Annotated in this window: 27 protein-coding genes; 13 read left to right on the top strand and 14 right to left on the bottom strand. The window is 53.4% G+C overall.

The annotated features are described in order from the left end of the window. Nucleotides 1-87 precede the first annotated feature (87 nt). Together ACTH3S_RS04715 and ACTH3S_RS04710 are read right to left on the bottom strand one after the other, a co-directional pair. Nucleotides 88-1,497, bottom strand: a complete 1,410-nt coding sequence (locus tag ACTH3S_RS04715; RefSeq protein ID WP_441807872.1) for a sodium-dependent transporter — start codon at nt 1,495-1,497, stop codon at nt 88-90. A gap of 85 nt (nt 1,498-1,582) precedes the next feature. Beyond that, the gene (locus ACTH3S_RS04710) at nt 1,583-2,683 is read right to left on the bottom strand and encodes a Leu/Phe/Val dehydrogenase (protein WP_441807871.1); all 1,101 of its coding nucleotides are present in this window, start codon (nt 2,681-2,683) and stop codon (nt 1,583-1,585) included. Nucleotides 2,684-3,101: 418 nt separating this feature from the next. On the opposite strand from ACTH3S_RS04710, the gene ACTH3S_RS04705 reads away from it, so the two are divergent. The 5 genes from ACTH3S_RS04705 (at nt 3,102) to ACTH3S_RS04685 (ending at nt 6,558) form a co-directional block, all read left to right on the top strand. Then, nucleotides 3,102-3,677 (top strand): hypothetical protein, encoded by a 576-nt coding sequence (locus tag ACTH3S_RS04705; RefSeq protein ID WP_441807870.1) that lies wholly within the window; start codon nt 3,102-3,104, stop codon nt 3,675-3,677. A gap of 83 nt (nt 3,678-3,760) precedes the next feature. Continuing rightward, entirely contained in the window at nt 3,761-4,492 is a 732-nt protein-coding gene (locus ACTH3S_RS04700) for an AzlC family ABC transporter permease (RefSeq protein WP_441807869.1), read from the top strand. Next, nucleotides 4,489-4,800, top strand: a complete 312-nt coding sequence (locus tag ACTH3S_RS04695; protein WP_441807868.1) for an AzlD family protein — start codon at nt 4,489-4,491, stop codon at nt 4,798-4,800. The genes ACTH3S_RS04700 and ACTH3S_RS04695 overlap by 4 nt, the downstream gene beginning before the upstream one ends. Before the next feature lie 112 nt (nt 4,801-4,912). Then, nucleotides 4,913-6,229 (top strand): hypothetical protein, encoded by a 1,317-nt coding sequence (locus ACTH3S_RS04690; RefSeq protein ID WP_441807867.1) that lies wholly within the window; start codon nt 4,913-4,915, stop codon nt 6,227-6,229. Between the two features lie 113 nt (nt 6,230-6,342). After that, complete coding sequence (locus ACTH3S_RS04685; RefSeq protein ID WP_441807866.1) at nt 6,343-6,558, top strand: dodecin; 216 nt, start codon at nt 6,343-6,345, stop codon at nt 6,556-6,558. A 39-nt stretch (nt 6,559-6,597) separates the two neighbouring features. On the opposite strand, the gene ACTH3S_RS04680 is transcribed toward ACTH3S_RS04685, so the two are convergent. Together ACTH3S_RS04680 and ACTH3S_RS04675 are read right to left on the bottom strand one after the other, a co-directional pair. After that, nucleotides 6,598-7,764, bottom strand: a complete 1,167-nt coding sequence (locus tag ACTH3S_RS04680; RefSeq protein ID WP_441807865.1) for a GNAT family N-acetyltransferase — start codon at nt 7,762-7,764, stop codon at nt 6,598-6,600. Nucleotides 7,765-7,821: 57 nt separating this feature from the next. After that, nucleotides 7,822-8,184 carry a hypothetical protein gene (locus ACTH3S_RS04675; RefSeq protein WP_441807864.1) on the bottom strand — a complete coding sequence of 121 codons (363 nt, stop codon included), beginning with the start codon at nt 8,182-8,184 and terminating at the stop codon, nt 7,822-7,824. A 231-nt stretch (nt 8,185-8,415) separates the two neighbouring features. Between ACTH3S_RS04675 and ACTH3S_RS04670 the strand changes: the two genes are divergently transcribed. The 6 genes from ACTH3S_RS04670 to ACTH3S_RS04645 all read left to right on the top strand — a co-directional run bounded on the left by ACTH3S_RS04670 (nt 8,416) and on the right by ACTH3S_RS04645 (nt 13,365). After that, a complete protein-coding gene (locus ACTH3S_RS04670; protein ID WP_441807863.1) occupies nt 8,416-9,102 on the top strand; it encodes a response regulator transcription factor in 687 nt (228 codons plus the stop codon). Beyond that, the gene (locus tag ACTH3S_RS04665) at nt 9,099-10,415 is read left to right on the top strand and encodes a sensor histidine kinase (protein WP_441807862.1); all 1,317 of its coding nucleotides are present in this window, start codon (nt 9,099-9,101) and stop codon (nt 10,413-10,415) included. The genes ACTH3S_RS04670 and ACTH3S_RS04665 overlap by 4 nt, the downstream gene beginning before the upstream one ends. 19 nt (nt 10,416-10,434) lie before the next feature. Next, a complete protein-coding gene (locus ACTH3S_RS04660) occupies nt 10,435-11,040 on the top strand; it encodes a YigZ family protein (protein WP_441807861.1) in 606 nt (201 codons plus the stop codon). A gap of 75 nt (nt 11,041-11,115) precedes the next feature. Next, nucleotides 11,116-11,646, top strand: coding sequence for a DUF4136 domain-containing protein (locus ACTH3S_RS04655; protein WP_441807860.1), 531 nt, complete (start codon nt 11,116-11,118; stop codon nt 11,644-11,646). A gap of 71 nt (nt 11,647-11,717) precedes the next feature. Next, a complete protein-coding gene (locus ACTH3S_RS04650; protein WP_441807859.1) occupies nt 11,718-12,074 on the top strand; it encodes a translation initiation factor Sui1 in 357 nt (118 codons plus the stop codon). A gap of 37 nt (nt 12,075-12,111) precedes the next feature. Beyond that, the gene (locus ACTH3S_RS04645; protein WP_441807858.1) at nt 12,112-13,365 is read left to right on the top strand and encodes a D-amino acid dehydrogenase; all 1,254 of its coding nucleotides are present in this window, start codon (nt 12,112-12,114) and stop codon (nt 13,363-13,365) included. On the opposite strand, the gene ACTH3S_RS04640 is transcribed toward ACTH3S_RS04645, so the two are convergent. The 9 genes from ACTH3S_RS04640 to ACTH3S_RS04600 form a co-directional block, all read right to left on the bottom strand. Continuing rightward, nucleotides 13,362-13,832, bottom strand: coding sequence for a DUF4442 domain-containing protein (locus ACTH3S_RS04640; protein WP_441807857.1), 471 nt, complete (start codon nt 13,830-13,832; stop codon nt 13,362-13,364). The two genes, ACTH3S_RS04645 and ACTH3S_RS04640, sit on opposite strands and share 4 nt — an antisense overlap. Nucleotides 13,833-13,953: 121 nt before the next feature. Continuing rightward, on the bottom strand, nt 13,954-15,597 hold the full coding sequence (locus ACTH3S_RS04635; protein WP_441807856.1) for a fatty acid--CoA ligase: 1,644 nt from the start codon (nt 15,595-15,597) through the stop codon (nt 13,954-13,956). Between the two features lie 135 nt (nt 15,598-15,732). Further along, nucleotides 15,733-16,065, bottom strand: coding sequence for a Na+/H+ antiporter subunit G (locus tag ACTH3S_RS04630; protein ID WP_441807855.1), 333 nt, complete (start codon nt 16,063-16,065; stop codon nt 15,733-15,735). 15 nt (nt 16,066-16,080) lie between these two features. Then, complete coding sequence (locus ACTH3S_RS04625; protein WP_441807854.1) at nt 16,081-16,350, bottom strand: K+/H+ antiporter subunit F; 270 nt, start codon at nt 16,348-16,350, stop codon at nt 16,081-16,083. After that, nucleotides 16,347-16,835, bottom strand: a complete 489-nt coding sequence (locus tag ACTH3S_RS04620; protein ID WP_441807853.1) for a Na+/H+ antiporter subunit E — start codon at nt 16,833-16,835, stop codon at nt 16,347-16,349. Before ACTH3S_RS04620 ends, ACTH3S_RS04625 begins: the two co-directional genes overlap by 4 nt. After that, entirely contained in the window at nt 16,835-18,373 is a 1,539-nt protein-coding gene (locus tag ACTH3S_RS04615) for a monovalent cation/H+ antiporter subunit D (protein WP_441807852.1), read from the bottom strand. The genes ACTH3S_RS04620 and ACTH3S_RS04615 overlap by 1 nt, the downstream gene beginning before the upstream one ends. Continuing rightward, nucleotides 18,370-18,738 carry a Na+/H+ antiporter subunit C gene (locus tag ACTH3S_RS04610; RefSeq protein ID WP_441807851.1) on the bottom strand — a complete coding sequence of 123 codons (369 nt, stop codon included), beginning with the start codon at nt 18,736-18,738 and terminating at the stop codon, nt 18,370-18,372. Before ACTH3S_RS04610 ends, ACTH3S_RS04615 begins: the two co-directional genes overlap by 4 nt. After that, nucleotides 18,738-21,539: a monovalent cation/H+ antiporter subunit A gene (locus ACTH3S_RS04605; RefSeq protein ID WP_441807850.1), complete on the bottom strand. Its 2,802-nt coding sequence runs from the start codon at nt 21,537-21,539 to the stop codon at nt 18,738-18,740. The genes ACTH3S_RS04610 and ACTH3S_RS04605 overlap by 1 nt, the downstream gene beginning before the upstream one ends. A 372-nt stretch (nt 21,540-21,911) precedes the next feature. Next, complete coding sequence (locus tag ACTH3S_RS04600; protein WP_441807849.1) at nt 21,912-22,076, bottom strand: hypothetical protein; 165 nt, start codon at nt 22,074-22,076, stop codon at nt 21,912-21,914. A 175-nt stretch (nt 22,077-22,251) separates the two neighbouring features. On the opposite strand from ACTH3S_RS04600, the gene ACTH3S_RS04595 reads away from it, so the two are divergent. Continuing rightward, on the top strand, nt 22,252-24,054 hold the full coding sequence (locus ACTH3S_RS04595; RefSeq protein ID WP_441807848.1) for an acyl-CoA dehydrogenase: 1,803 nt from the start codon (nt 22,252-22,254) through the stop codon (nt 24,052-24,054). 5 nt (nt 24,055-24,059) lie between these two features. Here the strand turns inward: ACTH3S_RS04595 and ACTH3S_RS04590 are convergent, their stop codons facing one another. Further along, nucleotides 24,060-25,331, bottom strand: a complete 1,272-nt coding sequence (locus ACTH3S_RS04590; RefSeq protein WP_441807847.1) for an alkane 1-monooxygenase — start codon at nt 25,329-25,331, stop codon at nt 24,060-24,062. Nucleotides 25,332-25,541: 210 nt separating this feature from the next. On the opposite strand from ACTH3S_RS04590, the gene ACTH3S_RS04585 reads away from it, so the two are divergent. Further along, nucleotides 25,542-25,835 (top strand): hypothetical protein, encoded by a 294-nt coding sequence (locus tag ACTH3S_RS04585; protein ID WP_441807846.1) that lies wholly within the window; start codon nt 25,542-25,544, stop codon nt 25,833-25,835. Nucleotides 25,836-25,852 lie beyond the last annotated feature (17 nt).

Raw genomic sequence — 25,852 nt, 5'->3', positions numbered from 1 at the left:
GTTGGCCCTCCAACCACGCGCTTCGACTCTGGGACAATGCTAAGGCTACCTGGCCCCCTTTCGGCTCGCCTTCAAGTTTGACATAGCTTAGGCCCCTAGCAGGTTATAGACAAACACCGTTCCTACAGCCACCGGCGTAATGTAACGCACAGTGGTGTACCACAGACGGAATATGGGCTGTGAGAGCGCAAGTTCGCTCTCCATCGCCTTGCGTGACATCACCCAGCCGGCAAATATCGCAACTAGCAGACCGCCGAGAGGCAACAGAATGTTGGCGGTAAAGAAATCCAGCAGATCAAAGATGGTTTTACCTTCAAGCATGCCAATCCACCCCAATGGCGCAAAGTCCGACCACAGGTTCAGGGAAAGGATCGAGGCAATACCCAGTGCCCAGCACACAAAACCGGCACACAATGTACTGATGGTGCGATTCATGCCTTTTTGCTCTTCCAGCCATTCCACGATGGGCTCCAGCAGAGAGATGCCCGACGTCCAGGCGGCAAATATCAGTAATACAAAGAACAGGGTCCCAAACAGGCTACCCATGGGCATTTGGCCGAATGCCAGCGGCAGGGTCTGAAAAATCAGGCCGGGACCGGCGCCAGGCTCAAGACCGTTGGCAAAGACAATCGGAAAAATAGCAAGGCCCGCCAGTAGTGCCACGCAGGTATCAATCAGGCACACGGCAACAGACGTTTTGGCGATGGAAATGTTCTTTGGCAGATAAGAACCATAGGCCATCATTACCGCCATGCCGAGACTCAAGGTGAAAAAAGCGTGGCCCAGCGCCACGAGAACACCGGAGGTAGTGAGTTTGGAGAAGTCTGGCTGGAACAGGAAGGTGACGGCTCGGCCGAACTCACCGGTGGTCATGGCATAGCCTACCACTGTGAGCAAGAGCAGGAACAAGGCCGGCATAAGGATGCTGACAGCCCGCTCAAGCCCGGCACGAACGCCCTTGGCTACCACAAATATGACTAGCGCCATAAACAGGGTGTGCCACATGAGCAAAGTGGCAGGATCAGCCAATAGGTCAGAGAAAATGGCACCAATGGCATCCGCAGACTGGCCTGCAAGTTGTCCGGTAGCCGCTGTGCCCACATAGGATACAGCCCAGCCACCAATTACCGAGTAGAACGAGAGAATCAGGAAGCCGGCAAGCATGCCAACGGCGCCAACGGCGCGCCAGCCCGGGTTAAGCCCTTGCTGTTTGGCAATCTGTTTAAGGCTATTAACCGGGCTTCGGCCGCCACGGCGACCAATCAACACTTCGGCCATCATGATGGGTAGACCAATGGCTGCGATACACAGAAGGTATATCAGCACAAAGGCACCACCGCCGTTTTCACCGGTAACGTAGGGAAATTTCCAGATATTACCCAAACCAACGGCAGAGCCGGTGGCCGCAAGAATAAAAGCGAAGCGTGAAGACCAAAGCCCACGTTTAGCGTTCGAGCCTTCCATAGCTCCGGAATAGGGCGCATTTGATTCAGACATATTTGTCTCCGGCCAGATACTTGTTTTTGTTTGGAAGAGTGGAGGCCGCGAGTGTTTCACGGCCCCGTAAAGCAAATGTCTTTATTTATTGGCTGCCCGCAAGCTGCTCATGGAATGTTTCGGCAACGCCTGTGCGCTTGCGAAAGCGTTCTTCAGCGAGGGTGTTGGCAACCGCACCGGTTGGCGTGCCGCTGCTATCCGAGCGCGTAAAGATCTCGGCAAGAGTTTGACCAATGCCTTCCACGTGGGCACGTACCTCTTCCGGGGAAGCCCCGGTGCGCTCGTAGAACACATCGATGATACCGCCGGCATTAATAGCGAAGTCTGGCGCATAGAGAATGCCCCGGTCTTTCAGTGCCTGATCATGATCTGGCCGCTGTAAGAGGTTGTTGGCTGCGCCTGCAATGACGGTGGCTTTCAGGAGCGGAATGCTGTTGTCGTCCAGTATGGCACCCATGGCGCAGGGTGCGATAACATCTACCGGCAGGAACAAAATGTCCTCGGCCGACGCGGCATGGGCACCCAGTTCATCCACCGCACGTTGCATGTTCTTCGGGTGAATGTCGTACACCCAGAGTTCTGCGCCGGCGTCTTTCAGGTGTTGGGCCACGCGATATCCCACATTGCCGATACCCTGAACAGCCACTTTCAGGCCAGTAAGATCCTCACGCCCAAGCTTGTGTTTTACTGCGGCCTTCAGACCTACAAAAACACCATAGGCAGTGGTGGGGGATGGATCGCCATTGCTGGGCTGACCATCAAACGCGGTGTGCTCAATAATACCCGCAACGTGCTTTGTGTGCCGCCCCATGACCTTCAAGTCTGGCACGCTGGTGCCGGAATCCTCGGCTGCAATGTACTGGCCGCCAAGTCCCTCAAGGTGTTTGCCCATGGCTTCTAGCAAGGCTTCGGTTTTCTGTTCGCGAGGGTCTCCGAGAATCACCGATTTGCCACCGCCCAGGTCAAGATTGGCCAGTGCCGATTTGTAAGTCATACCCCGTGACAGGCGCAATACATCACGCAATGCTTCTTCGTCGCTGACATAGGGGAACATTCTGCAGCCGCCAAGAGCTGGCCCGCGGGAGGTGTTGTGTATGGCAACAATAGCTTTGAGCCCGGTTTCCGGGTCGCAAAAAAAGGACAAGTGTTCGTGGTTATCAAATTCGGGATGGCTGAATACGTTCATGGCGGCTTACCTCTCTTCCATGGCTGGGATAGACGTTATCCTGCGGAAATGAAAGGCGCTTATCTTAACAGACGGGCACTTTTGTGCATTGCACAAGACGCCCTGTAGGCGTGCTGGGTTACGCATTTTGAAATCCTCTCCACCTGGCCGGATCGCGGCGGCAGTGGTTGTGTTGTTTTTGTCGTCCGGCTTGTGGCCGGCGTTTGATTTCAGGTGTCCGTATCTCCCGAAGGAGACAACCCTTGTGAGGCTGGACTGAATGTAAACTAATCTGTGTGAGTGCAGACGTCAATTGCAGATGTGATGTCTGAACCGGTTCTGACAGTTTCAAAACCGGGGCAGGCTCACTTTCTTTTGCCTCCACCTGCGGTCATACGCTAATTTGAAGACATTGGAACTTTTGCCCTGGGAGTACAGGATGTTGGAGTCCATCGAGGCCGGTCTTAGTGCGTGGCTACTGCCAGGGGCGACTGCGTTGTTGGCGCTATTAGCAACCTACACCGCTTATCGGCTTGTGTTGGCACTGACGCGGCGCTTCTCCCGTTCCAAGGCTGTCCCCCGCATTTTTCTCGACGCCGCGACTTACGTGGTGTTGCGGGTTTGGGATCTGCGCCGGCTGATCGTGCCATTGCAATGGTTTATCGAGAACCCATTCCAGAACTGGTCGCGCAACACCACTGACATGTTGGGTACGGTTTTTCTCTGGCTGGACTACGCTATACCCGTACAGCCGTTGCGCGAGGAATTCGGGCGCTTGCTCAGACAATCGTCTCAGTGGGATGGAAAGATTGAGACGGTGCAGGTCACCGACTCCAGTGAACAAGCCTTACAGATACGCTTCCTGATGAGCGCACCGGATTCAAGTAAGGTCTGGGACCTTCGGTGTGCGGTGCGGGAAGGCCTGGTGGTCTTCGTTCAAAAGCATTATCCGGAATACTTGCCTCGCGTTCGGGCGCGGTTGGTGGATGACTCAGGCGCGGTTTCTGACAAGTAAACTGGCCAACCAGCCATGCTGGTAGTCGGTACCTGCGGAAAATACTGATACGCGTGCAGCGAGAATTTACTTAGCTTGCGTAGATGAAAAATGTGCAATATACCTACCAATTCCAGCCCGCAAAAGTTCGTTCCGAGCTTATCCGGATGTTCCCTATTTCGCTGTTTGTGGTGGCGTTTGGAGCTGCCTTTGGATTGGCGGCCGCTCAGCAAGGGCTAGACCCTCTGCAGTCCTTACTAATGAGCACCTTGATGTTTGCAGGTGCGTCGCAGTTTGCCGCCATTGATATGTGGGGAGCGGAAGTCTCTGTTATTCCCGTTATGGTCGTGGTCTTTGCCATCAATTCCCGACACCTTTTGATGGGCGCGTCGCTTTACCCCATGTTGAGGGACGTTTCACCCGCTAAACGTTATGGGCTTATCCTGCTTCTTACAGACGCCAACTGGGCTGTGTCTGCCCAGGAATATCAAAGCGGCAGGCGCAATCTCGAAGTGATTCTGGGTGGCGGGCTCGTACTCTGGCTGGCGTGGATTGTTGGTACCTGGTTAGGGGTGTATTTCGGCGGGCTTTTGCAGAACCCGAAAAGCCTTGGCCTGGATATGGTGCTGGGTTGTTTTCTGCTGGCCATGGCATTGGGAGGCAAGAAAAATCCCCGGGTGTTGGTCGCCTGGTCGCTGGCCGCTGCTGCGTCTTTAGCGGCCTGGAAATGGCTGCCTGCCAATACCCACGTGGTTGCCGGCGCCCTGGCCGGTGGTCTTGTTGGCTTCTTCTGGTTGGAAAAGATACCGGATGACGAGGGGGGGCAGTCAGCATGACCATTGAAACCAATACGGCAGGTGTTCTGGCGCTGATACTCATAATGACATTGGTAACGTTGGCCACCCGGTTTGGCGGCGTATTTATTATGTCCTTCGTGCGTATAAGCCCTCGCATTGAAAGCTTTATCAACACCATGGCCAGCTCCGTGCTCATCGCCATTATCGTGCCTATGGCTTTTGCCGGGGATGGGGGAGCGATAGCGGCGCTATCGGTTACTGCGGTTGCCATGCTCGCCCTCAAAAAGCCATTGCCCGCGATTGCAGCAGGCATTCTAGCTGCTGCTCTTGTTAGGTATATGTTATAGCTAACAAGTAGTTAGCAGGCAGAACAGTAGTTTGCGCAATAATTGCTCAAGTTAGCCGTGTCTCAGCCGATCTACGGGTAGAGAGATAAGGCATTGAGAGGTAAGCCGCGCCATGATTGTGTCCAGCCAGATTTCCTTCCTTCAGGGAAGCTCCCGTCAAGAAACGTCCTTCGATCAGAGCCAGATCCGGATTAACCAACAGCCAGTATTTGGGGATCGCTGGGAAGGCCAGGGTGGTAGTGCGCAGGTAAATATAACCCGCGATGCTGCCTATCGTTACAACAGCCAGGAGCGACTTGGATACACTAGTACCAGCACTGTGAGCGGCGGCGAACGTAATGCTGTGTTTACCAGTGCCGAGCTCGCAGAGAAAACCACGGAGGTGTTTCTTCGTGGCCAGCAGGCCGTCAGCGTAAGCCGCGCAGCTTTGGGTGGCGAATCTGGTACTCAGGCAACAGGCAGCATGTCTGTTGAGGCAAGTCGTTATATGTTCCATTCCGAGAGCGAAACCCGCTCGTTTGCGTCCACAGGAAGCATTTCTTTGGAGAACGGTGAAACCATCGATTTCACCCTGTCGCTTCGCCAGTCTCAATCTCGCAGTTATGAATACTCCGAAAGCCTGCGAATTGAAGAGCGGCCTATGACCGACCCATTGGTTATCAACTTCGGCAGCGCAACGGCACAACTTACCGACACCCTGTTTGAGTTTGATATGGACGGAGATGGAGAAACCGGGCAGTTTGCTTCACTGGGAAGTGGTAGTGGCTATCTGGTATTTGACCGCAATGGCAACGGCGAAGTGGATGACGGCACAGAGCTGTTTGGCCCGCAAAGTGGTTCTGGCTTCGGTGAACTGGCTAAGTTTGATGACGACGGCAATCAGTGGATTGATGCCAACGACGAAGTATTTTCATCGCTTTCTGTATGGGTTCAGGGCGCCGACGGCGAACAGAGCTTGAAGTCCCTTAATGAAGTGGGCGTGCAGGCACTTTTTGTGGGCAGTGCCGAACACAATTTCACTCTTACTAATCGCCAGGGCGTGCCGCTGGGAGAAATCCAAGCCTCAGGTATTTACCTGACAACCGACGGCGAAGTGCGCACCCTGGAAGAGATCAACCTGGCTGAACAAAACACCGAGCAGGCGCCGTCCGCAGGACAGATGCTTGGGAGTGATAGCGCCGGCAGAGGCAGCGAAAGTGATGGGCCGGCAGATGCCCGAACGGAAGCAATTCGCGATGCACTGGCAAAGCTCAATGACATTCGTGAGAAGCAAAAAGCGTTCATTGAGGAGACTAAGGAATTCGGCAAGTCGAAATCGCCTCTGGATGAATACATGAGCGTTATCGATAAGCTTCGCCTTGAGCTACTGAACAGTCAGAACGAGAAAAAGCAGGCGGCTAGTCGGTATTTGGAGTTTGCCAAAGGCTGACCTTTGCTCAATCTTAAAGCAAATTGGTTTAAGGTTGTGAGATTGTGATTTGCCGGACAGCGGATTGCCTTATAGGCTTTTAGTGAAAGTCACTGAGCATAAGGAGCTTTGGTATGTCCAATAACCACGTGTACAAGAAAGTCGAAATTGTGGGTTCATCAGAGAAAAGCATTGAGGGCGCCATTGAAAATGCCCTTGCAGAATCCTCAAAGAGCATCCGCAATATGGAGTGGTTCGAAGTGATGGAAACCCGTGGGCACATTGTTGATGGTAAGGTTGGCCATTATCAGGTGTCGCTGAAAATAGGTTTTCGAATCAAGGATAACTGATGCGGGTGCGGAGCCAGGTAGCGCCCGAAGGCCGGCCTATCAGGCTCCGCTATTCCGCCGAAACGGAAGCACCGTTTTGGCATCTTCGTAATACCCCATAACTTGCTCTGCTTCCTCCAGGGTGAATGTTTCAATAGCCTCATGAAACGCGGGTTGCGCAATTCCATGCCACGAATGCGTCAGCAAAGGCTCGAAGCCCCGCACCAGTTTGTGTTCTCCCTGCGCACCTGCATCGAATGTTTGCAGCCTCAGGTCAATGGCCAGCTCAATGCCTTGGTAATAGCAGGTCTCGAAGTGCAGGTGATTGTATTCGTCGAGACAGCCCCAGTAGCGGCCATATAGTGTGTCTTGTCCGCTCAAAAACAGAGCGCCGGCAATCATCTCTCCATCCTTCACGGCCATGATTATATGCAGGTGCTCCGGCATGTTCTCCCGCAGTTGTTCAAAAAATGCCTTGTTCAGGTAGGGGCGCTGCCCGCGTTTGAGGTAGGTGGCCTGATAGAACACATAAAACGCTGCCAGAATGTGATCGGATATATCCCGCCCATCAAACCGGGTGAAGGTGATGTCTTGCTCAGCTATCTGCCTGCGTTCCTTGCGAATAGATTTACGCTTACGGGAAGTAAGCTCTGCCAGGAAGTCGTCGAAGCACTCATAATTGCGGTTGTGCCAGTGAAATTGGCAGCCAATTCGGTGTAACTGACCTTCTTGCTCCAGCAGGGTCTGGTCATCTGCGTTCGGGAACAAAAGGTGCCAGGAGTGAGCACCGAGACGATCTATGAGGGTGTCCAGAAAGTCGTGGAGCCTTCTGGCATCAAGCAGATCGCGGAGTTTTGAGTGCAGCAGTAACCGCGGCCCTTGAGAGGGTGTAAACGGCACGGCTAGCAGGAGCTTTGGGTAGTATTCCATGCCATAGCGGCGATAGGCGTCGGCCCAGGCCCAGTCAAACACATACTCGCCCATGGAGTGGGTTTTCAGGTAAGCGGGTGCAACGCCGGCGATCTCGCCATCCTGGCGGAATACAAGATGGCAGGGTGTCCAGCCAGTCTCCGGGCTGGTGCAGCGTGAGCTTTCCAGTGCCTCGAAAAACTCGTACCGGAGAAACGGATTGCCAGTGCCTGCCAGTCTTTCCCAGGTTTCCTTAGAGATGTCGGAAATGGACTGACAGGTTTCAAGTGTTATAGATGATACTGCAAGTTCTGACATAGCTGGCGCGGGCTCCTTGATCGCTTCCGATACCTTACGTCAAAACCCGGCTTGTAATCACTTCTTCTGGTTGTTGCAGCGTTTTTCCATCTTTTTTTGCCAGTTACCCATGCGCTTTTCGTGATGCTGGCGCCTTTCCTGATGGATCTCGTTCCATATTCCACGCTGCTCATCGTTGAGTTTCAGGCGTTCTGCCATGGCTTCTCTGTGCTCGGCCATTTTCGCCTGGCGCTCTTCCATATTGAAGCGCCCTTTGCCTTCGCGCATGTTGTCGCACATTTCGGTCATGTTGTGATGATTGCCGCGGTAGTTTTCGCCATGATGCTTTGAGTGTTGGCCAGCCATCAACGCGGGGCTGGCTGCAAACAAGGCCGTCGCTAAAAGGCTTGCGGTGATAGTGGATGTTTTACGATGACTCATGGTAGTTCCTCTCACAGTGAAGTAGCTGCCTGGCCGTTATCGGCATAAGCACGATCCACAGCCATGGTACTGCGGGTGTTGGTAAACGAGCGTCAATGGCATGTAAAGGTTCTGCAAAGGAGCACAGGCTTGAGTCAGCGGGTTGTTAAGCCCGTGTTAGACTTTGGAAATACATTGAGTTCACATTAATTGAGCACACATGGATTTACAAAAACTGGATAGAGACTAACGATGCAAAACAGGGTCCTGCTGGTAGAAGATGACGACGAGCTCCGTGAACTGCTTGCCCGCTACTTAAGTGGCCAAGGGTTCACTGTGCGCGAGGCCGCCAACGGTAAAGACGGGCTGGCACTGGCTCTTGGGCAGCACTGCGACATCGTTGTTCTGGATATCATGCTGCCGGATATCAACGGTCTTGAGGTGTTGCGGGAGTTGCGCGCTGAAACCCACTTGCCGGTGGTGTTGTTAACAGCCCGGGGCGATGAGATGGATCGTATTGTAGGGCTGGAAGTGGGTGCAGATGATTATATTCCCAAGCCCTGTAACCCCCGTGAGCTGGTGGCACGGCTGCAAGCGATATTGCGCCGGGTAGCTTGGGATCAAAAGGCGGAAGTAGAGGAGGCACGGCACTATGGTGATTTGCGGGTTGAGCTGGGTCACCGCCGTATTTACCAGGATAACGAGCCGCTGGAGCTGACCGCCACAGAATACGAAGTTCTGCAGGTACTGCTGGCCCATGCCGGCAGTGTAGTGCGCAAAACAGATTTGATGCAGTGGGCTTTGGGTCGCCGTTTGGAGGCTTACGACCGCACTCTGGATATGCACATCAGTAATCTTCGTAAGAAGCTGGGCAATGATGACCCTCCCCGGATTGAGACGATGCGCGGTCTCGGCTATAGCTACCGGGTGCCAGTATGAAGCGCCGGTTTATGGTTCCGTTGTTCTGGCGAATATTTCTGTTGATCTGGCTGGCTATGGCGGTAACGGTGGTGGTCAGCAATCTGGCCTCCCGGGTATTGCTGGATCGTGAACGCGCGGCCATCGAGCGCCAGCTTGAGCTACGGGATCTTGGGTTTGAGGTGGCCGCTATTCGGGAAAGCCAAGGGCGCAGGGGCGCGCACAAATTCCTCAATGCCCAGGGGGACGAGCTGGGCCTGCATCTGATGATGATCAGCGGGGATGGCGACAAGCGTTTGCCCTCGGCTATTCGTTCACGAATCAAGTCTGGGTGGTATCGGCAAAAGCCTGCGATTGTGGATGTCGGCGATGGGTACCGTTTGATTGCCTGGCCGAAAATGCATGGCGAGGGTTGGCTGGAACCCAGGGTTTTCCGGTTTATGGAGATGGGTTTGGCGTTTGTTTTAATTACCCTGGCTTGCTGGCTGATTGCACGGTTTGTGTCGCGGCCCATGAGGCATATGGAAGCCACCGCCCAGGCCATTGCGGGAGGCAAAACCCAGCTAAGAGTTGATGAACAAATAGCAACGCGCAGGGATGAGGTGGGGCAGTTGGCTACAGCGTTTAACGCTATGACCGATCAACTCTGCAAATTATTGGAAAGGCAAAAGCACTTGTTGCGAGATATTTCCCATGATTTACGTACGCCGCTCGCGCGCCAGAGAGTGGCTATTGAATTGGCCAGTGAAGGCGACGTGGAAGAAGAGTTGATGACCAGTATCCTGCGTCAAAACGAACGCCTTGAAGTTATGACCGGGCAGATACTGACCTTATATCGGATTACCGAGCAAGGCGGTGATATTGCCCGGGAGCCTATGCGCCCTGTGGAGTTACTGAATCAGGTGTTACGGGATGCGGCCAATTATGCAGAGCTCCAAAGGGTGGACTGTAAGTTGGATTCCATGCCCGAAAGCACTGGCGTATCTGTGCTGGGCGACTCAGGGCTGTTGCAGAGAGCATTCGACAATATCTTGCAAAACGCACTGGATCATACGCCACCTGGCAAAGTGGTTCATGTTGCACTGGCGTTGTCATCAGGGTGGATAAGCCTTGTGATTGAGGATGAAGGACCAGGCGTTGCAAATAACATGCTGGAGCACCTCTTTGAGCCGTTCTTCCGGGCTGACAAGTCCCGAGGTGGCCAGGGCTGGGGCCTTGGGCTGGCCATTGCCAAAGACATTATCCTGGCCCATGACGGAGACATCACTGCAAACAACAGTGAACGCGGTGGTTTGCAGGTAGTGGCCCGGTTACCGGTGTTCGCCGTCGATTAATACAACCACAGGCTTGTGCATGAAAAAAGATTATCCGGTACCTGCGGGCTACCTTGAGCGTGAAATCGAGATAAAGAAAAGCCGCTTTATTGCCCGGCTTGCGCCAGTGGGGTCTCGCGATGAGGTGAAAGAATGGCTGGAAAAAGCGCATCGGGATCATCCTGATGCGCGCCACATTTGCTGGGCCTATCAAATCGGGCGCCCAGGTTCCGCCGCCGAAGCGGGCATGAACGATGACGGCGAACCATCTGGCACCGCAGGCAAGCCAATTTTGAGCGTCATTCAGCACAAAGATATGGGTGATGTTCTGGTGATGGTGATCCGTTATTTTGGCGGCATTAAGTTGGGCGCAGGAGGGCTCGTGAGAGCCTATGCCGGTGCAGCTGAAAGTGTGCTTTCAGAGGTGGAAAGAGTGGTTCACAAGCCGGTTAGCGTGGCAAATATAACCATGGGCTTTGCCGACGAACAGCCTTTGCGGCATTGGTGTGAAGTGCATTCGGCTGAGCTGGAATCAATCGGCTACAGCGCTTCGGTTACCGCGCGGGTACTCGTGCCGGAAGACAAAATGGGCGCCTTCACAGATTTTTGTGATTCCCATAAATTGGATTACCGTTTTGAAACCTGACCTGGCAAAACCGCATCGATTAAGGTTCCTGTGCGTATACTGCTAGAAGGACTTTCAGAAACTAAGGAGTAGGCAATGAGTCGTTTTCTGATGGTAGTGCTGATAACCCTGACCATGGCTGGGTGCGCCAGTAATGTGGTTACCGATTACAACTCCTCTGTTGTTTATGACAACTATTCATCTTGGGCGTTTGCGTCAGGCAATGGCAACTCTTCGTTTGTTTCCCTGGATGGAAACCGGATTCAGAGTGCGGTTGAGCGGGAGTTGAAACGCAAGGAAATGCAGAGGGTTGATGAGCCAAAAGCAGACCTGTTGGTGAGTTGGAAAATCGTGGAACACGAGCGTCTTGAACAATCCGGATTAGGGCTTGGTTTTGGTTTTGGTACAGGCAATTTTGGTTGGGGACTTTCTTCACCGCCACCCGTAAGAGAAGTGCAAGAAGGGAAGCTGGTGATCGAGCTTGTAGACAAACGTACTGAAGAAGTGGTTTGGCGCGCCGCAAGCCGCCGTTATCTGAATGAAAATCAGTCTCCAGAAAAACGCAGTAAGCTGATTGACGAGGTGGTGGCCGAGATGTTCAGCAAGTATCCTCCCGATTTAGATTGAAAATATTAGGCCTTTTCAGGCTGTAGACTCCTTTGGGGCATAAGCCTGATGGTCTGATTTACGGAGAATAAATGGCTAAAAAAACGACAGGTGGGTTGGTTTTCTCAACCGAACAGGGGCGTATGTGCCCGGAATGCCGCAACCCGATTACTGATTGCAGTTGCCGCGAGGCACAACGCCCCGAAGGTGACGGCATTGTGCGGGTAAGCCGAGAAACCAAAGGGCGCAAAGGTAAAGGCGTTACTCTGGTTACGGGTATCCCCATGGATGAGAAAGAGCTCAAAGCCTACGCCAAAGTGTTAAAAGCCAAATGCGGTACCGGTGGTACTGTGAAAGACAATGTGATTGAAATTCAAGGTGACCAGCGAGAGGTTCTTGTACCACTTTTGGAACAAAAAGGCTGGGTTGTAAAGCGCTCGGGTGGCTGATGGTATAGACACATACTCTCTTTGAAAGGAGGCAAGCATGCGCATACTGGTTTTGGGTGCGGGAGTCATTGGTGTAACCACCGCCTGGTTTTTGCAAAAACAAGGGCATCAGGTAACGGTGGTAGACCGACAGAGCCAGGCCGGCCTGGAAACCAGTTATGCAAACGGGGGCCAGATATCTGTCTCCCACGCTGAGCCTTGGGCTAACCCTTCTGCGCCCTTGAAAGTGCTGAAGTGGCTGTTTCGGGCAGATGCGCCTTTATTGTTTCGCCCCAGGATGGATCCGGCTCAATGGCGCTGGGCATTGTCTTTTCTGGCCCAGTGCACCACTGCGAAAGCGGCCCATAACATTCGCCAGATGGTTAATCTTGGCACATATAGTCGCAGCCAGTTGCAAACTTTGCGCGAGGAAATCGGGCTTGAATACGACCAGGTGGATAAGGGGATTCTTCACTTTTATACCAACCCGGCCGAGTTCGATGCAGCGCTTGAGCCAACCCGTATCATGTGTGATCTCGGGTGTGATCGTCAGGTTATCGATGCGAACAGAGCCGTAGAATTGGAGCCTGCGCTCAAGCATATCCAGCACAAAATAGCGGGCGCAACCTACACATCTGAAGACGAATCCGGCGATGCCTGCAAGTTTACTCAAGCACTAGCCGAACGCTGCAGACAAGCCGGCGTTGAGTTTTGTTATGGCACAGATGTTCTCGGTTTTGAGCGTGCGAGTGAGCGTATTCTTGGGGTTCAGGTGCTAAAGGACGGCCACCACAAAACCATGCGCGCAGATGCTTACGTTCTTAGCTTGGGAAGCTTTAGTGCGGCACTTGCGCGGCAGCTCGGGCTGTTTCTGAATATTTATCCCGCCAAAGGCTACTCCATCACTGTGCCGGTAAAGACCGAAGAAGCCGCGTTCAGTGTCAGCCTAACCGACGATGAATACAAGCTGGTTTACTCACGACTTGGCGACCGTATTCGGGTAGCTGGAACCGCCGAGTTGAGTGGCTATACCCGTACCCTGAACTACACCCGCTGTCGGGCCATTGTACGCCGAACCGCAGAACTCATGCCCGAGGCGGGCTACTGGGATCAGGCCGAGTTCTGGACAGGGCTGCGTCCTGCAACCCCCTCCAACGTGCCCTACGTGGGCAAAAGTCACTTTGCCAATCTTTATCTGAATACTGGCCACGGCACCCTGGGCTGGACACATTCTTGTGGCTCTGCCGCTGCGCTGGCCGATATTGTTGATGGCCGAAAGCCTGAGGTGGACTTTACGTTCTCAGGGGTTTAACGCTTCTTCCTAACGTAGAGCATCTTATTAACCCGGGCGACTAGCTCGCCCTCCTCATCAACAATATCCACATCCCACTGGGGCAGCATTTTATCGCCGCCGTCGGTTGCCATGCGGATTTCCTCAAGCCTCTCTTTTGTAAGCTCAAAATGCGCCGTTACCCGGCCTTTGCCGGGACGAATGAAATCGATGCAAGCAGACTTGTCCCAAACAATGTAGTCCTTACCCAGGCTGTTCATCAGCAATAGCATGTACATAGGATCAACCATGCTATATAGCGAGCCACCAAAGTGAGTGCCCACGTAGTTGGAGTTGTACCAGCGCAGGTTCATTTCTACCGATGCTGAGCTGTAGTCATCGGCAATGTGGGTAACTTTCACGCCAGCGCCGGCATAGGGGCCGTAAACGTTCATTATTTTACGTACGCCGTTCGGGCTGGCTATCCAGTTACGCAGTTTGGACATCATGGTGGTAAGGCTCTTTTATAGCAGTGAGTGAAGAAAGGTTTGAGGCGGGGATTATACGTTGAAAAACCAAAATGGCCCGCAGGAAAACCTGGCGGACCATGGTGATACTCGTTTTATTTATTTATTTTAATTGATCACGAATCAGCTTTTTGTTGATCTTGCCAACACTCGTTTTCGGAATGTCTTCAGCAAAATCAATCCGGGTAGGAATGGCCCATTTATTGATCTCGCCATTATCAACGTATGACTGCAGATGGCTCTGGATATCCTCCGCCGTGGCGTTTTCGCCGGGCTTCAGGTTGATTAAAGCATAGGGACGCTCGCCCCACTTCTCATCGGGAATACCCACTACAGCGGCGCCGGCCACGGCGGCGTGCTGGCTGATCAGGTTTTCAAGATCCAGTGACGACAGCCACTCACCGCCGGTTTTAATCACATCCTTGATGCGATCCTTGATGGTGAGAACATGGTTTGGCTCCATAGAGGCAACATCACCTGTGTGTAGCCAGCCACCTTCCCACAGTTCTTCGCCTTTATCTGGTTGTTTGAAGTAACTCTGGGTCAACCAGGGAGCTCTAGCAACAATCTCGCCCTGAGCCTGGCCATCGTGAGCGACCGGGTTGCCTGAGGTGTCTACAATTTCCAGGTCGACCATGGGCACGGCAATGCCGGTCTTAACCCTCAGGGCCGTTTGTTGTTCCAACGGCAGCTCCAGATCTTCAGGCTTGAGATACGTTGTGCTCAACAGTGGGCAGGTTTCGGACATGCCATAGCCGGTGTACATACGGATGCCCAGTTTGGCACCTGCATCACACAGGCCGCGGGTCATGGCGCTACCGCCGATCAGTACATGCCAGTTACTCAGATCTGCAGTTTTGATGGACTCTGTACCCATCATCATCTGCATGACGGTTGGAACGCAGTGCGAGAACGACACCTTATGTTCCTTCAGCAGGTCGACCAGCAACTCCGGTTCGTAACGGCCAGGATAAACCTGTTTGATACCCATCATGGTGGCCGCGTAAGGAACGCCCCAAGCGTGTACGTGGAACATTGGCGTTAGTGGCATGTACACCGACGACGAGCGCATCAGCGGCATTTCATCGTAGCCGGCCAGAGAGCCTGTCATTGCCAGGGTGTGCAGTACCAATTGGCGATGGCTGAAGAAAACCCCTTTCGGGTTACCGGTGGTGCCACTGGTGTAGAAGGTGGTTGCAACGCTATTTTCATCAAAATCCGGGAAATCGAATGTCGTCTCAGCCTTGGCCAGAAGTGCTTCGTATTCGCCGGCGGTATCTAGCTGTGTCGCCTTTGCGGATTTTTCATCACTGAGCTGGATGTAGGTTTTTACCGTGGTGATTTCGCTTTGCAATCCTTCCAGAATCGGTAGGAAATCATCGTGCACCAGAACCACATCGTCTTCGGCGTGGTTCATGGTGTAAACGATCTGATCGGGCGAAAGGCGCACATTGATGGTGTGCAGCACGGCACCGATCATGGGAATGGCGAAGAAACACTCCAAATAGCGTGGCGTGTCCCAGTCCATCACCGCCACCGTGTCGCCTGGCTTAACACCGGCATCGGTGAGGGCGTTTGCAAGACGGTGAATGCGTTCGACCAGATCGGTGTAAGTGTACTTGCTGCGATTGGCGTACACGATTTCCTGATCAGGAGCATATCTTGGCCCCGAAAGCAGCAGTTGTTTGATCAGAAGAGGGTATTGGTGGGCATTGTCAGCCGCAGGTAAAATTCGGGTTTGTACCATGTCTGAAATCCTCTTTCCCGTTTGTTTGTTTTATCTGAGAAGTTGGCTCAATCTGACATAAATTGAGTAAAACCGGAAGCTTGCAAAGCTACTCCGGTAGCCCTCCTTGATAAAGAGAGCTACCGGAGGGAACTGCTACTGATGCCAGGGACTACCTTCGGTATCTTTTACGGTTTTCACTCCTATATGCATGGCCGCTTTGGCCAACATGTTGGCGCTCACCGGGGCGGTCATAAACAAAAAGACCGTGATCAGGATTTCGGAAAAATCGATACCCTGGTCCACATTGCTGAAGTAGACAACCGAACTTAGCATGATAGCGCCTACGCCAACGGTGGTTGCCTTGGTGGGGCCGTGCAGTCGGGTGTAAAAGTCTGGCAGCCGGGCAAGGCCAATTGCGCCTACCAGTGTAAACGCACCACCGAATAACAACAGCGCCGATATGGCGTATTCCGCGAACTGGCTCATGATTTACTCCATTTGTTACTCAATGACGCTACCCCGCTTCAGATATTTAGCCATGGCCACGGTACTGACAAAGCCCATAACTGCAATAAGCAACGCAGACTCAAGGTACATACGTGTGCTAAGAGTAATACCCAGCAGAATAATCAGCGCGATGGCATTAATATAGAGCGTATCAATGGCCAGAACCCGGTCTGGCTCATCCGGTCCTTTGATTAAACGGTATACGTTGAGCAACGCGGCCAGGGTCACCATGCCGATGGTGAGGTATAGCGCAATGGTGATCATCGGAACATCTCCATCAACGGCTTTTCGTAGCTGTTGTAAATGGTATCAATAACTTCTTGATCGTTGGTTGCATCCAAGGCATGGATCAGCAAGGTTTTGTTGTCATCGCTTACATCTGCACTGACGGTTCCTGGGGTGAGCGAGATGGTGCTCGCCAGAATGGATATGGCTAACGGATGTTCGAGCTGCAGCGGGTAGCTGATAAAAGCCGGGCGCGGTGAGCGGGGGCTGAGAATAAGCCAGGCCACAGAGAAGCTGGCGACCACAATGTCCTTCAGCACTCGCAGTATGTAGATCGGCATGCGCCAGGGCCTTGTAAAGCCAGGCCGCTCGGGCCAGAACCCGTGAGTGAGTTGGGGAATCAGCCAAGCCAGGATGAGCCCAAGCACCACGCTGCCGCCGGTTACCCCATCGCTGAGGATCTGCCAGGTAAGGAACAGAATCCAGCTCAGCCAGGGTTGAGGAAAACTCAGACGATCAAACATCAGTTACTCTCCCCAACCAATGGATTCTGCGGAACATGTACGGGAGTCTGCAGAATATTGATATAGCCACGGTTGTCGTGCAACTGTTCAGCGGTGGCGCGAGTGTAATCGCTTACCGGGCCTGCCAGCACAACGATCAGTATGGTGAGGCAGGAAAGAATGCCTGTGGAGATTGCAACTCGGTAGTTCATGGGTTCTGGGGTTTCCAAGTGGCCATCTACGTGCCACCAGAAAACGATGCTGCCGGCGCGGCTGTATGCTATCAGTGTCAGGAAGCTACCTACTAACAGAACGCCCCATAACCAGGCCATTTCAACCCCGGGCTCAACCGACTGGAGAATCAGTAGCTTGCCAAAAAAGCCGCTTAGTGGCGGTAAACCGGCGGCGGCCACAGCGCCGATAAGGAACAGCACGCTCAGGAATGTCTGGTGGCGCATTTTCGGCGCAGTAACGATGCTGTCGCCGGCCAAGCCCCTTTGGCTTGCGACCAGCTCGGAAACCAAAAACAGAGCGGCTACAGTCCACGTGGTGCTGACCAGATAGAACAACGCGGCAGACAGACCGGCCACGGAGCCAAGCGCAATAGGTGCAAGCAGAGTCCCTACGGAGATAATAACTTGCCAGGCCACCAGTGTTTTCAGGCTATCTGCACCCAGAGCGCCAATAACGCCCATGCTGAGAGTGATCAGCGCCAGTGGGAATAGCCAGTCCATGCCAAGATTCGCCAGTTCTCCGGCACCTTCTCCAAAGATAAGCGGAAAAATTCTCACAATGGCGTAAATGCCTACCTTGGTCATAACTGCAAACAGTGCAGCAACCGGAGCGGTTGCTCGTGCATAGGCTTTGGGTAGCCAGAAACACAGAGGCAGAATAGCAGCCTTCAGGCCGAAAACCACCAGCAACATCATGCCGCCGGCTTTCACAAGGTTCAGGTTATTACCGGTAATCTGCGGGATTTTTACAGCCAAATCCGCCATATTCAGCGTACCGGTAACGCTATAGATCATGCCGACACCAATCAGGAATAGTGCGGAACCCACAAGGTTAAGAGCGACATAGTGAAGCCCGGGAACGGTTCGCGCCGTTCCACCACCGTGCATTAGCAGCCCGTAAGAGGCAATAAGCAGCACCTCAAAGGCAACGAACAGGTTGAACAAATCACCAGTGAGAAAGGCAATGTTCAGGCCCATTAGCTGGAACAGAAATAGTGCATGAAACTGCCGGTTACCCTCATCGGCGCCGCCACTGGCGTAAATGTGACAGAACAGGCCGAGAACCGCTGTTAGCACCAGCATTAGCGCTGCCAGCCGGTCTAGAACCAGAACGATGCCAAACGGTGGTTGCCAGTTGCCAAACGCATAAATGCGGTAGCTGCCGTCGCTGGCAAGCACCAGCAACACTATGGCAGATGCCAGCATCAGTACCGTGGTAGTCAATGCCAGTGTACGGCGCAGGCTGATTGGAGCGTAGCCCATAACGACCTGCAGAATGCCGCCGAGCAGTGGTATTAGAATGGGAGCGATAAGCCAGTGAGTCATTTACCGGTTACCTCCCGTTCCTGTTTTGATGAGGGAGATGATTCATCGCGCCGGCCATCCACATGATCGTTTTCATTGTCTGCCAGACTACGCAGAGACAGAACAACCAGAAATGCTGTCATAGCAAAGCCAATAACTATCGCCGTGAGCACCAGTGCCTGGGGTAGTGGGTCCGCATAGGCGGCTGACGTACCGATGACAGGTTGTTGGCCGGTGGCGAGGCGCCCGGTGGCAAACAGGAACAGGTTTACCCCGTAAGACAGCAGGGTGATCCCCATGATGACGGGAAAGGTTCGGGCGCGTAGCAGCAGATAAACGCCGGATGCCGTTAAGGCACCGATAACCAGTGCAAATAACAGTTCCATTACACGCCCTCCTGTTTGCTCTTGATGGCCGAATGAGGAGACAGCCGGCCAATGCTGACCAGTGCCAGCAGAGTGGCGCCAATGACTGTCATGTAAACGCCCAGATCAAACACCAGTGCCGAGGCAACCTCGAATTTGCCCACAACGGGCCAGGTGATATAGCCGAATGCGGTTGTCAGGAAGGGGTAGCCGAAAGCCAGGCTGCAGGCGCCGGCAATGGTTGCAAACAATAGGCCGATACCAATCACGTTATGGTAACGGAACGGAATGCGGTCCTGGGTCCAGATCATACCGCTGGCAATATACTGAAGAATCAGCGCCACCGAAGTGATCAGGCCGGCAATGAAGCCGCCGCCTGGCAGATTGTGCCCCCGCAGGAAAATATAGGCAGATACCATGAGTGCTAGTGGCAGCATGGGTCGGGCAATTTGCCTGAGCATTAACGGATAATGATCTCGTGTCCAGGCGTGCCCCAGGCCATCTCCCGGGGGAGGCGTTAGCGCGGTGTTTTTGAGCATGGCGTAGATACCAAGCGCGGCAATCGCCAGTACCGTTATCTCGCCCAAGGTATCGAAGCCACGGAAGTCGACCAAGATGACGTTAACTACGTTGGTTCCACCGCCGCCCGGTTTGCTGTTTTCCAGGAAGAATTCGGAAATAGAGCTGAACGGCTGGGTTAGCATGGCCAAGGTGATCAGAGTCATCCCGGTGCCTGCCGCCAGGGCGATGAAGATGTCGCGGATACGCTGTGCTTTAGAGCTCTCCATGGGTGTCCAGGACGGCATGTAGTAGAGCGCGAGCATTAATAGAACAATGGTGACAACTTCCACCGAGAGCTGTGTCATGGCCAGATCCGGTGCCGAGAAGCGGGCAAACGCCAGTGCCACAGTTAGCCCAACAACGCTAAGAAGTACCAGAGCGTAAAAACGTTCTCGGTGCCAAACGGCCGTTGCCAGTGCAGATATTATAAGCACGCAGGCCGCAATCCCCGTTGGCCAATCTATTGCACTCAGCCCGTTCTCGCCGATAGAGAAACCGTTGTCTATCAGCGGCATTACGGTTACCGCAATAACGCTTACCACCAACAGCATGGCGTAGCGCTGCAAAGAGCCATTTTCCAGCCACCCCGTAAAGCGGTTGGCCATGTTCACGAACTTTGAAACCACGTTTTCAAACACGGCTTTCTCGTCAATTTCCTTAAAGCGGGCATGGAAGTCGAAAAAGCGTTGGCGCTGGCTGTACATGAGCAGGCCACCAAAGAAGGCCATAAAACTCATCAGCAGCGGCAGGTTAAAGCCATGAATAACCGCCAGTTCATAGTCAGGCACGTTACCGCCTAAAGTGGCAGACGCAGCGGAGAATAGCAGCGGCCCTACAGAGATGGTCGGGAACACGCCAACCATGATGCAGGCGAAAACGAGAATCTCTACCGGGATTTTCATGTATCGCGGCGGCTCATGGGGCGGAAATTTGGGTAGGTCAACCGGCTTGCCGTTGAAGAAAACATCGTGAATGAAGCGAGCCGAGTAGGCCACGGCAAAGATGCCCGCCAAGGTTGCGATAATGGGGGGAACCCATGCCCACAAGCCAGGAAGATTGAGCTGAAGGGATTCCGCAAAGAACATTTCCTTACTGAGAAAGCCGTTCAACAACGGGACCCCACCCATGGATGCGGCTGCAACCATTGCCAAGGTGGCGGTATGGGGCATGTAGCGCCAAAGCCCGTTGATTCTGCGCATATCGCGAGTGCCTGTTTCATGGTCAATGATACCGGCCGCCATGAACAGTGATGCCTTGAAGGTGGCATGGTTGATTACGTGAAATATCGCAGCAACAGCGGCTAATTGAGTGCCCATGCCGAGCAGAAGGGTGATCAAACCCAGATGGCTTACGGTTGAATACGCAAGCAGCCCTTTAAGATCATGTTTGAACATAGCGATATAGGCGCCAAGCAACAAGGTGGCCATGCCGGTGAAACTGACCATGTAGAACCATTGCTCAGTTCCGGCCAAAGCTGGATAAAGGCGGGCCATCAAAAAGATGCCGGCTTTTACCATGGTGGCAGAGTGCAGATAAGCAGAGACCGGCGTAGGTGCCTGCATGGCGTGGGGCAGCCAGAAGTGAAACGGAAATTGAGCTGACTTGGTAAAGGCGCCGAGCAAAACCAGGGTCAGTGCCACCGGATACCAGGCGTGTGCTTTGATCTGATCGCCCGCGGCGAGCACGTCGTCTAGTTCAAAACTGCCAACAATGTTGCCGATAATCAGAATGCCCGCCAGTAGGGCCAGCCCGCCGCCACCGGTTATGGCGAGCGCCATACGGGCGCCGCGCCTTGCGTCCTGTTTGTGAGTCCAAAAACTGATCAACAGGAATGAGGTTAGACTGGTGAGCTCCCAGAAAATCAGCATCAACAGTAAATTGCCAGAAAGTACTATGCCCAGCATCGAGCCTTTGAAACACAAAAGTAGGGAGTAGAACTTGGCTACATTCTCATGGGCCTTTAGGTAGTAGTGGGCGTAGAGAATCACCAGAAGGCCGATGACCAGTATCAACAGTGCAAATAACAGTGCTAGGCCATCCAGGCGAAAACTGAAAGAGAGCCCGAGAGCTGGAAGCCATTCATAGCTGTGCAGCACCGTGCCGCCTGCAGCTAGAACAGACCAGTGTGGAAATAGAGCTGCCAGTGCAATCAGTGCAGGGACAGATGATGCTATTGCGATAGCTGTTCGCCCACCCTGGGCAAACAGGGGGGCAGCTATGGCCCCTAAAAAGGGCAGTAGTACAACCAGCGGTAGCGACATCGCAACCTCGTTAGCGGTTTTCTTTTCTTATGAATGGAGATGGCTTGTGAGCCTGAGTCTAGTCCCCGATTGGCCGCTCTGCATAAGTCGCATCGCGACGATTATGGCGGACAACAGGAGTTGGATCAGCGGGAGGCCGGTGGGTCTGGGAAGTAAGGTAAACGCCCGCGATGCCGCGAGATGTCAGCGGTAATGGGGGGACGATTGATCTGCATGCAGCCGACGGACCTTGCGGTCATGGTTGCTCCGTTAGTAAAACCTGGAAACTGATGATACGTGCCCGGGCTCGCAGGTCAAGTCAACTTGTGATCGATCAAGGGTAGAAAGAATGTTTAAGAGTGACGTAAAGGGGCATTGCTAGGCCCCTTTACGTCACCTGGCCAATTTTAGAGCGTTGAAAATGGCCTCGGCTTCGGCCTCCAGCACCTGGCTGCGCAGGCTGTTGCCCTGATGGGTTGCCTGTTCAATCTGTGCAAGCTTCAGGCTGTATAGCCGACTAAGAACTTCAGCCTGGGTTTGTCGAACTGGTGCGTTCATGGCACTTCTCTCCCACATAACACCTGTCAATATACTTTACGGAAACAGTCAGCCAGAGGCCTTTAGAGTAAACCAATGCATAACCCGGGCCAAACCGGGTTCCCAGGTAAACCCGGTTGTGAGAGCCTGTATGCCATAAGCAGATGCCCCAGCCAATCATTAGGAAACCGCACAAATGACTGACACGTTGATAGACCGCCGCGATCTGGCATTTCAACTTTACGAAGTTCTCGATACTGAAAGTCTAACCAGTCGCGATCGCTTCACCGAACATAGCCGCGATACCTTCGATGCCGTCATCGAAACCGCCGACAAAATGGCCCGAGAGAAGTTTGCCAGCCATAACAGCGCGGCTGATAAAGACGAGCCCAAGTTCGTTAACGGGCAAGTGGAAATGTTGCCAGAAGTGAAGGAAGCTTTCGATGCTTATGCCGAGGCTGGTTTTATCGCGGGGCGCTATGATTACGAACTGGGCGGTATGCAGCTGCCCGAATCTGTGATGGCCGCTTGCAACGGTTTCTTTACCGCCGCTAATCCCGGCACCGCGGGTTACCCATTTCTGACGACTGCAGCTGCGAACCTTATTCGTATTTTCGGCAACGAATCACAGAAAACCAGCTACTTGCCCAATATGCTCAGCGGCCGCTACACCGGAACCATGGCGCTCACCGAGCCCCACGCAGGATCGTCGCTGGCAGATATTCGCACCTCGGCCACGCCAACAGATGAAGGCCACCACCTGATCAAAGGCGCAAAAATCTACATCTCCGGTGGCGAGCAGAGCCTCACCGAAAACATCGTTCACATGGTGCTAGCCAAAATCAAAGGCGCTCCGGCGGGGGTGAAAGGTATCTCCCTGTTCATCGTTCCCAAGTTTCGGGTAGACAGTGAGGGCAACTCCGTGGATCGCAACGGTGTTAGCCTCGCCGGTCTCATTCACAAACTTGGTTATCGTGGAACCACCTCCACAGCGCTCAGCTTTGGTGACGACGCACCTTGCCATGGCTATCTAGTGGGTGACCCTCATCAGGGTCTGAAGTACATGTTCCAGATGATGAACGAAGCTCGGGTAGGTGTTGGTTTTGGTGCGGCTGTGATCGGTTATCGGGGTTATATGCACAGCTTGGAATACGCTAAAGATCGACTACAGGGCCGTAAAACGTCGGAAAAGAACCCGGAAAGCCCGCAAGTACCAATCATCGACCACGCCGATGTGCGCCGGATGTTGCTGGCTCAAAAGGCCTACAGTGAAGGCGGGTTAGCGCTTTGCTTGTATGGTGCTCGCTTAATGGACGACCAGAATACCCATCCGGATGAACAAAAGCGCACCGAAGCCGGAAAGCTGCTCGACCTACTTACACCGATTATCAAAGCCTGGCCCTCTGAGTACGGCCCCAAAGCTAACGATTTAGCGATTCAGGTGTATGGTGGCGCCGGCTACACCCGTGAGTACCCGGTGGAGCAGTGTTGGCGCGACAATCGCCTGAACCCGATTCACGAAGGCACCAATGGAATACAGGGTCTGGACTTGTTGGGCCGTAAAATATGGCAGGATCAAAGCCACGGACTGCAACTGCTCATGCAGGAAATGCAGGTGGATTTGCAGGGCGCGACCACGGATCGCTGCCAACAATGGGCGCTGTCTTTGAGTGAAACACTGCAGCAGGCCGTTAAGGTTACCCAAAGCTTAGGTAAATCCTTGATGAGTGGCGAAGTGGATAAAACCCTCGCCAATGCTTCCTGCTACCTGCATCTGTTCGGCCACATCATCGTTGCCTGGATGTGGCTACGCCAGGCCAACGCCGCCGCCCATGCTGTGGCTTCTGCCAACAGCGATGACGAGCGCAATTTCTATCAAGGCAAGCTTCAGGCCGCCCAGTACTTCTTCCACTGGGAGTTGCCAACAGTAGCCCAAGACCTGGTGCTACTGCGAAACATGGACGACACCTGTTTGAACATGAAAACAGAGTGGTTCTAACCGCCTCAGGCGCTAAGCTGCCGAAGCTTTTCGGCTTCGGCAGCTACGCCGGCAGCATAATCCGCATACTTCGCTATGAGCTGCGCTTTGCGATCCGGATCCCAGTTAATCTTGCTTAGGTCGCCTTCGTAGTGATCAATCACCCGCTTATCCATCGTCTCGTACCACCATTGCGGCATGTAGGCTGGCAGTAACATAGACGCGTAACCGCCGGGCAACTGTGGCGCCTTCTCGAAGTGACGCAAAGCCTGATAGCTCCGTTGTGGGTGAGCGTGATGATCTGAATGACGCTGTAACTGGTACAGGAACAGATTTGTCACAATATGGTTGCTGTTCCAGCTGTGCTCCGGCTGTGTGCGCTCATATTTCCCGCTCTTGTCTTTCTGGCGCAATAGCCCGTAGTGCTCAATGTAATTCACACTCTCCAGCAAGCTGGCGCCGTAAACGGCCTGAGCAACAAGGAACGGCACGGCCCGGGGACCACAGACCAGTGTTGTAGCGCCAAAGAACCCTGCACTCATGGCCCAGCCCTGCAACAGTTCATTGTCTAGGCTCCAGAAACTTTTGCCTTTGCGAGCCAGACGCGCCTTCTCTATTTTTACCGATGATTTCATGCCACCGAACACCGAACGCGGTAGGAATTTCCAGAAGCTTTCACCCATGCGGCTGCTCGCGGGATCTTCCGGAGTGGCTACCCGCTTGTGGTGGCCAAAGTTGTGTTCAACAACAAAATGGGTGTAGCCCGTTGGGGCCAAAGCCGCCATTGCCATCAACTTATTAAATTTGTTCGGTTTATGGCCGAGCTCGTGCGCCGTATTGATGCCAACGCCGTTGATGGCACCGACGGTCAGCGTTAGGCCTATTTTGTCCTCAATGGGTGTCTTCTTTCGGCTGGCCAGCCAGGCCCCCATAAACGTCATCGCATACTGCGTAGGGATGAACGCCTTTACGATACGGTCGTAGTACTTGTCCTGCTCAAGTGAGCCGACTGCGGATTCTGGCGGGTTGCTCTGATCTTCTCCAATGGCGCGATCCAGGGCCGGAATAATGCCATGAACCAGTGCGGGGCCTGTCCAGGCAAGCGCTCTAAGCTTTTTTGGAGCCACCGCATAGCCGGTTAGTGCTACCAAGCCTATGCCAGGCAACGCTGGCCCTAAAAGCCAGAGATAGCGCTTTGGATCTTTCCACTTTGCAGTGTTGGCTATAGAGGCTGTTTGTTTTTCTTCCGAGCTTTTGGCCATTTTTAAATCCAAATGGTCACGGGTTTTTGCCTTCATGGTGTCTCTCCAATATGGTGCGCGTAATTCAAATTTATGTCGGACAATCTATCAATGCAACAAATTGAAGGGGTGGTTTGGAGGTTGGCTCGAAATGACAAAACGATCCCGGCAGGCTAAACAAAGAGTAATCGGCAGGTAATTGTGTGGCGCCGGACATGGCTTTACTCTGTACACGGTTACAAACGTTTACCAACAGAGGGATATGTTATGAATAAGTTAACTCTCAGCGCACTTCTTATGTTTTTGACTTTGGGTCTTGCTGCTTGCAGCTCCGAGGATAATGAAGGAGCTGATTTCGATAAGGCTGCGGACAACGCTGAAGAAATGGTGGACGATGCAGGCAATTCGATGGAAGAAACTTACGAAGAAGCCACCGGTCAGGACGAAGGCGTGATGGGCGAAATGAAAGAAGGTGCCGAAAACGCAGGCGATGAGATGGGTGACGCCGCTGAAGAAGCCGGCGACTCCATGGAAGAAGGTTATGACGAAGTGACCAAATAGTCGCTTTTATGCTCCGG

The organism is Marinobacter sp. (assembly GCF_052094685.1).
GTDB lineage: Bacteria > Pseudomonadota > Gammaproteobacteria > Pseudomonadales > Oleiphilaceae > Marinobacter.
Note: the sequence above shows the minus strand (reverse complement) of the source record. Positions and strands in the feature narration are given on the sequence as shown.

Bases quoted from the DNA above. Each gene is read 5' to 3' on its own strand.
- ACTH3S_RS04635 (WP_441807856.1), bottom strand. From the start codon at position 15,597: ATGGTACAAACCCGAATTTTACCTGCGGCTGACAATGCCCACCAATAC.
- ACTH3S_RS04600 (WP_441807849.1), bottom strand. From the start codon at position 22,076: ATGAACGCACCAGTTCGACAAACCCAGGCTGAAGTTCTTAGTCGGCTA.
- ACTH3S_RS04710 (WP_441807871.1), bottom strand. From the start codon at position 2,683: ATGAACGTATTCAGCCATCCCGAATTTGATAACCACGAACACTTGTCC.
- ACTH3S_RS04620 (WP_441807853.1), bottom strand. From the start codon at position 16,835: ATGTTTGATCGTCTGAGTTTTCCTCAACCCTGGCTGAGCTGGATTCTG.
- ACTH3S_RS04605 (WP_441807850.1), bottom strand. From the start codon at position 21,539: ATGTCGCTACCGCTGGTTGTACTACTGCCCTTTTTAGGGGCCATAGCT.
- ACTH3S_RS04665 (WP_441807862.1), top strand. From the start codon at position 9,099: ATGAAGCGCCGGTTTATGGTTCCGTTGTTCTGGCGAATATTTCTGTTG.
- ACTH3S_RS04625 (WP_441807854.1), bottom strand. From the start codon at position 16,350: ATGATCACCATTGCGCTATACCTCACCATCGGCATGGTGACCCTGGCC.
- ACTH3S_RS04715 (WP_441807872.1), bottom strand. From the start codon at position 1,497: ATGTCTGAATCAAATGCGCCCTATTCCGGAGCTATGGAAGGCTCGAAC.
- ACTH3S_RS04630 (WP_441807855.1), bottom strand. From the start codon at position 16,065: ATGAGCCAGTTCGCGGAATACGCCATATCGGCGCTGTTGTTATTCGGT.
- ACTH3S_RS04685 (WP_441807866.1), top strand. From the start codon at position 6,343: ATGTCCAATAACCACGTGTACAAGAAAGTCGAAATTGTGGGTTCATCA.
- ACTH3S_RS04615 (WP_441807852.1), bottom strand. From the start codon at position 18,373: ATGACTCACTGGCTTATCGCTCCCATTCTAATACCACTGCTCGGCGGC.
- ACTH3S_RS04695 (WP_441807868.1), top strand. From the start codon at position 4,489: ATGACCATTGAAACCAATACGGCAGGTGTTCTGGCGCTGATACTCATA.
- ACTH3S_RS04700 (WP_441807869.1), top strand. From the start codon at position 3,761: ATGAAAAATGTGCAATATACCTACCAATTCCAGCCCGCAAAAGTTCGT.
- ACTH3S_RS04690 (WP_441807867.1), top strand. From the start codon at position 4,913: ATGATTGTGTCCAGCCAGATTTCCTTCCTTCAGGGAAGCTCCCGTCAA.
- ACTH3S_RS04590 (WP_441807847.1), bottom strand. From the start codon at position 25,331: ATGAAGGCAAAAACCCGTGACCATTTGGATTTAAAAATGGCCAAAAGC.
- ACTH3S_RS04585 (WP_441807846.1), top strand. From the start codon at position 25,542: ATGAATAAGTTAACTCTCAGCGCACTTCTTATGTTTTTGACTTTGGGT.
- ACTH3S_RS04675 (WP_441807864.1), bottom strand. From the start codon at position 8,184: ATGAGTCATCGTAAAACATCCACTATCACCGCAAGCCTTTTAGCGACG.
- ACTH3S_RS04595 (WP_441807848.1), top strand. From the start codon at position 22,252: ATGACTGACACGTTGATAGACCGCCGCGATCTGGCATTTCAACTTTAC.
- ACTH3S_RS04610 (WP_441807851.1), bottom strand. From the start codon at position 18,738: ATGGAACTGTTATTTGCACTGGTTATCGGTGCCTTAACGGCATCCGGC.
- ACTH3S_RS04650 (WP_441807859.1), top strand. From the start codon at position 11,718: ATGGCTAAAAAAACGACAGGTGGGTTGGTTTTCTCAACCGAACAGGGG.
- ACTH3S_RS04655 (WP_441807860.1), top strand. From the start codon at position 11,116: ATGAGTCGTTTTCTGATGGTAGTGCTGATAACCCTGACCATGGCTGGG.
- ACTH3S_RS04680 (WP_441807865.1), bottom strand. From the start codon at position 7,764: ATGTCAGAACTTGCAGTATCATCTATAACACTTGAAACCTGTCAGTCC.
- ACTH3S_RS04640 (WP_441807857.1), bottom strand. From the start codon at position 13,832: ATGATGTCCAAACTGCGTAACTGGATAGCCAGCCCGAACGGCGTACGT.
- ACTH3S_RS04670 (WP_441807863.1), top strand. From the start codon at position 8,416: ATGCAAAACAGGGTCCTGCTGGTAGAAGATGACGACGAGCTCCGTGAA.
- ACTH3S_RS04660 (WP_441807861.1), top strand. From the start codon at position 10,435: ATGAAAAAAGATTATCCGGTACCTGCGGGCTACCTTGAGCGTGAAATC.
- ACTH3S_RS04645 (WP_441807858.1), top strand. From the start codon at position 12,112: ATGCGCATACTGGTTTTGGGTGCGGGAGTCATTGGTGTAACCACCGCC.
- ACTH3S_RS04705 (WP_441807870.1), top strand. From the start codon at position 3,102: ATGTTGGAGTCCATCGAGGCCGGTCTTAGTGCGTGGCTACTGCCAGGG.